The following is a 4,716-nucleotide window of genomic DNA, read 5'->3' on the forward strand; positions in this document are numbered from 1 at the left end:
CCACGCGCGACGCGCTCGCCGCCGCGCTCACCGCGGCCTACGACGATCCCGCGCGCGACGAGAAATACGTCGCCGAATACGACTACTACCCGCGCGAATGGGTGTCGCCGTATGTCGACCGGCGTCGCAAGGTCGGCTGGGACCTGTACGGCCTGTTGAACATCGGCCGCGACGAGAAGGCGCGCATGCATGCACAGCACGCGCGCAATTTCCGTTTCTTCGATGCGCCGGTCGCATTGTTCTTCACGCTCGACCGCGTGATGACGTTAGGGGCCTGGCTCGACTGCGGGATGTTCCTGCAAGGCGTGATGACGGCCGCGCGCGCCCGCGGCCTCGACACCTGCCCGCAGGCCGCGTTCGTGCCGTTTCACCGGATCGTCGCCGAACACCTCGACATTCCGGCCAACGAGCAGCTCGTCTGCGGCATGTCGCTCGGCCATGCGGACCCCGACGCGATCGAGAACCGCCTCGTCACCGAGCGCGCCAGCGTCGCCGAGTTCACGCGCTTTTTCGCTTGAAAACGCATGACGCGGCCTTACCTGTCGAGCAGGACCGCATCGTGCTGCGAACCTGTCGCGGCGCGTCCTGTCACATCACGACCGAAATCGATCGGGCGTAAGATGTGCGTCCGTTCCCCGCTATCCCGCGTTTCCGGAGACGTTTCATGCTGAAACACGGCCTGGCCGTCCTGCTTGCGAGCGTCGTGCTCGCCGCCCATGCGCAGAGCCCCGCGCCGGCCGTCGTCGCATGGGAAATCCAGGTGGTGCGCGACGGTCAGACGATCGACACGTTCCAGCAAAACACCACCGTGGGCCAGTCCCGCACCGATACCCATCGCTATCCGTCGTCCGTACCGGTGGGCTGCGGCAATGCCGCGCGCGTCGTGCCGACCGAGCGCTCGCGCTCGGTGACGGTCGCCCCGCTCGCCGTCGACGCCAACGCGAACACCGTGTCGCTCGGGCTCGACGTGCAGGAAACGCTCGACGACGAAAACGCGACGCGCAGCGATCCGTGCGTGCCCGCGTCGCCGCGGCAGATCGTCGCGAGCCACCCCGGCCTGGCGGTCGGCGGCGACGCCTGGACCGACTGGACGCTCGTCGAGCAGCATCCGCATCTCGTGTACCGCGTGCGCGCGCACGTCGCGAAGGACTGAGCGTCATGTCCGCCGACGCCCTGTCCCTGCCGTTCGCCGAGCCGCACGCCGCGCCCGACGAAATCACCGCGGTCAGCTGGAACCTGCACAAGGGCCGCTCGCCGCTCGGCTTCACCGCCTGGAACGCGATGCGCGACTGGATGCAGTCGACCCACGCGGACGTGTATTTCCTGCAGGAAGCGATGGCGCGCCGCATGCCGCGCCCGATGCTCGCCCCGGGCTTCGGCGCGCCGATGGACGATACGGTCGACGACGTGTGGCATTGCCAGGCCACCGAGATCGCGCAGGCGCTCGACTGGCAGATCGCGCTCGGGCCGAACGTGTTCAAGCCGTCGTGGCGGCACGGCAACGCGATCCTGTCGCCGCATCCGCTCGACCTCGGCGGCCGTTGGGACATCTCCGCGCACCGCTTCGAGCGGCGCGGGCTGCTGGTCGCGCGTGCGACGCTCGCGGGCGCACGCCCGGTCACGCTGCTGTGCGCGCACCTCGCGCTCACGCGCGCCGCTCGCCTGCGCCAGATGCACTGGATCGCGCACTGGATCGTCCGCAATGCGGGCGACGGCCCGCTGATGCTCGCCGGCGACTTCAACGACTGGCGCAACGACTCGGTCGCGCTGTTCGGCGAGATCGGGCTGTCCGAGGTCGCGACGCTGCTCGGCGAGTCGGGCCGCACGTTCCCCGCGTTCTCGCCGGCGCTCGCGCTCGACAAGATGTTCGTGCGCGGGCTGACGCCGCTCGAGTGGCGCGCGCCGTCCGGCGAAGCCGCGTGGCTGTCGGACCACCTGCCGTACATCGCACGCCTGCGCCTCGATCCGCAGTAACGCCGCCGGCCGGCGCCGCCGCCGGTCACGCCGCCGCTGAAACGCGTCGGCGTCGGCGCGACAACGCGCGGACAATCACCGAAAGCTCTCTGAAAGAATACGTTGCGCCAAATCCGCGCAGCCGCCCGGGTCAAGCCCGCATCTGCCCCAAGCAGGGTAAAATAACGAGTTACTCAAACGTCTGTCATCGAGAGGGCGCGTGTCCGACGCGCCGGCCGGCCGATCCGCGATCGGGCCGTCGCACTCGGTTTTTTGCCCGTTTTTGGGCCCGTTACACGCGTCCGCTACGCGCGTCCGTTTTCAAAGCCATGAGCAAATACGACACCGCCACCGTCCAATCCGTCCATCACTGGACCGACACGCTTTTCAGCTTCACCTGCACCCGCGAGGCGAGCCTGCGCTTCAACAACGGCGAATTCACGATGGTCGGCCTCGAAGTCGACGGCAAGCCGCTCGCGCGCGCCTACTCGATCGTCAGCCCGAACTACGAAGAGCATCTCGAATTCTTCAGCATCAAGGTGCAGGACGGCCCGCTGACGTCGCGCCTGCAGCACCTGAAGGTGGGCGACACGGTGCTGATCGGCAAGAAGCCGACGGGCACGCTGATCGCCGACAACCTGCTGCCGGGCAAGACGCTGTGGATGCTGTCGACGGGCACGGGCCTCGCGCCGTTCATGTCGATCATCCGCGATCCGGACATCTACGACCGCTTCGACAAGGTGATCCTGACCCACACGTGCCGCCTGAAGGGCGAGCTCGCGTACATGGACTACATCAAGCACGACCTGCCGGGCCACGAGTACCTGGGCGACATCATCAAGGAAAAGCTCGTCTACTACCCGACGGTCACGCGCGAAGCGTTCGACAACGAAGGCCGGATCACCGACCTGATCGCGACGGGCAAGCTGTTCACGGATCTCGGCGTGCCGGCGTTCTCGCCGGAAAACGACCGCGTGATGCTGTGCGGCAGCACCGCGATGCTGAAGGACACGACCGAACTGCTGAAGCAGGCCGGCCTCGTCGAAGGCAAGAACAGCGCGCCGGGCCACTACGTGATCGAGCGCGCGTTCGTGGACTGATCCGCCCCCGAATTTGTGCCGCATCAAGAACCGGAGCAAAAGCTCCGGTTTTTTTTCGTCCGGACTTGGCGAATTCGTAACAAACTGGGACCATTCCATCTCAAATAGTTACATTTGGATACGTCGTCGCCCGGCGCTCGGGTGTCAGTGTTTTTCCTACAACACCTTCATTCCGATTATTCACATTTACCCTTAAATGTCCGTCCGACATGACCTTTTCAGAAATTTTGAGATATTATTCGGCCCGCGTGGTTGCCGTTCGGATGACAGTGGAAGGGTCGGATGAAAGTGTTACAAGACGTAACTTTTGTTACCTCGGCATGGAGCGATTCTCTGGCGGCGACCGTCATCGAAACGGCAGCCGGTCCACGCAGCCAGCCGGTGTCTGAACCGCTTTCTGACAGCAGGGAGAGTCATGGATACGTCGCTTAACGCGCCCTTGGGCGCCCACGCCCCGTTCCCGTCGCGGCAGCGCATGCCTGGCTGCGCTGCTACTCCGCCCATGGCCGACGCCGCGTCGAAACGCGACGCGTCCGCCGCGCGGATCGCGGCACTTTCCGCCCAGCTTCTCGCCGCCGACGAAGCGGCCCGCCGCCATCTGGCCGGCGAGCTGCACGACGGGCTCGGCGCCGAACTGACCGCTGCCCGATTCGCGCTCGCAAACGTTCAAACGTGGCTGCCGGCCGATGCGCCGGAAGGCTGCCTGCGCGCGCTGGCGCTGGCGCAGCAGGCGCTCGACGCCGCGACCGACGCGAATCGCCGGCTCATCGACGAGCGCGACACGCCGGCGCTCGACGCGGGCGTGGTCGGCGCGCTGTCGTCGTGGATCGACACGCATGCGGCCCGCACCGGCCTGCGCACGAGCTTCGTGTGCGCGGCCGACGCCCGCCTGACGCAGCTCGCCGGCGCCAGTGCGCTCGCGGTGTTCCGCGTCGCGCAGGAAGCGCTGTCGAACGTCGCGAAGCACGCCCGCGCGACGTCGGTCGACGTGCGGATCGTCACCGACGGCACGCACCTGTCGCTGAGCGTTACCGACGATGGGACCGGTTTCGCGCGCAATCGCCGCAGCGGCTACGGCCTCGCCGGCATGCGCGCGCGCTGCGAGGCGTTCGGCGGCAGCTTCGAGACGGCCACGCCGGCAACCGGCCGCGGCACGCGCGTCACCGCGCGCTTCGCGTGGGCTTCGCTGCTGGCGGCGCCCGTCGCGGCACGCCGCACGTCGCTTTCGTGAGGTCGCGATGAGCCTGAACATCCTGCTCGTGGACGATCACGCGATCGTCCGGCAAGGGATCCGCCAGTTGCTGATCGACCGCGGCGTCGCCCGCGACGTGACCGAGGCCGAGAACGGCGGCGATGCGATGGCCGCCGTCGACAAGCAGGAATTCGACGTGATCCTGCTCGACATCTCGCTGCCCGACACGAACGGCATCGAGGTGCTCAAGCGCCTCAAGCGCAAGCTGACGCGCACGCCGGTGCTGATGTTCTCGATGTATCGCGAGGATCAGTACGCGGTGCGCGCGCTGAAGGCCGGCGCGGCCGGCTACCTGTCGAAGACGGTCAACGCCGCGCAGATGATCGGCGCGATCCAGCAGGTCGCGGCCGGCCGCAAGTACGTGAGCCCCGCGATGGCCGAGGCGCTCGCCGAATACGTGTCGTTCGAGAA

Annotated in this window: 5 protein-coding genes and 1 pseudogene; all 6 read left to right on the top strand. The window is 67.3% G+C overall.

Features of this window, described 5'->3' with window-relative positions; genetic code table 11:
• Positions 1 to 518 (top strand): nitroreductase (locus JMF90_RS24765; protein ID WP_201325541.1); only part of this gene is annotated, 518 nt, incomplete at its 5' end.
• Between the two features lie 146 nt (positions 519 to 664).
• On the top strand, positions 665 to 1,153 hold the full coding sequence (locus tag JMF90_RS24770) for a hypothetical protein (RefSeq protein WP_011546435.1): 489 nt from the start codon (positions 665 to 667) through the stop codon (positions 1,151 to 1,153).
• Positions 1,154 to 1,158: 5 nt separating this feature from the next.
• Complete coding sequence (locus tag JMF90_RS24775; protein ID WP_006477533.1) at positions 1,159 to 1,974, top strand: endonuclease/exonuclease/phosphatase family protein; 816 nt, start codon at positions 1,159 to 1,161, stop codon at positions 1,972 to 1,974.
• A gap of 308 nt (positions 1,975 to 2,282) precedes the next feature.
• Positions 2,283 to 3,053: a ferredoxin--NADP reductase gene (locus tag JMF90_RS24780; protein ID WP_006477532.1), complete on the top strand. Its 771-nt coding sequence runs from the start codon at positions 2,283 to 2,285 to the stop codon at positions 3,051 to 3,053.
• A gap of 415 nt (positions 3,054 to 3,468) precedes the next feature.
• The gene (rqpS, locus tag JMF90_RS24785; RefSeq protein WP_011694433.1) at positions 3,469 to 4,284 is read left to right on the top strand and encodes a quorum system sensor histidine kinase RqpS; all 816 of its coding nucleotides are present in this window, start codon (positions 3,469 to 3,471) and stop codon (positions 4,282 to 4,284) included.
• 7 nt (positions 4,285 to 4,291) lie between these two features.
• A pseudogene (gene rqpR / locus JMF90_RS24790) lies at positions 4,292 to 4,716 on the top strand (response regulator transcription factor RqpR); the annotation flags it as partial.

The organism is Burkholderia sp. E168m23 (assembly GCF_016586125.1).
GTDB lineage: Bacteria > Pseudomonadota > Gammaproteobacteria > Burkholderiales > Burkholderiaceae > Burkholderia > Burkholderia orbicola.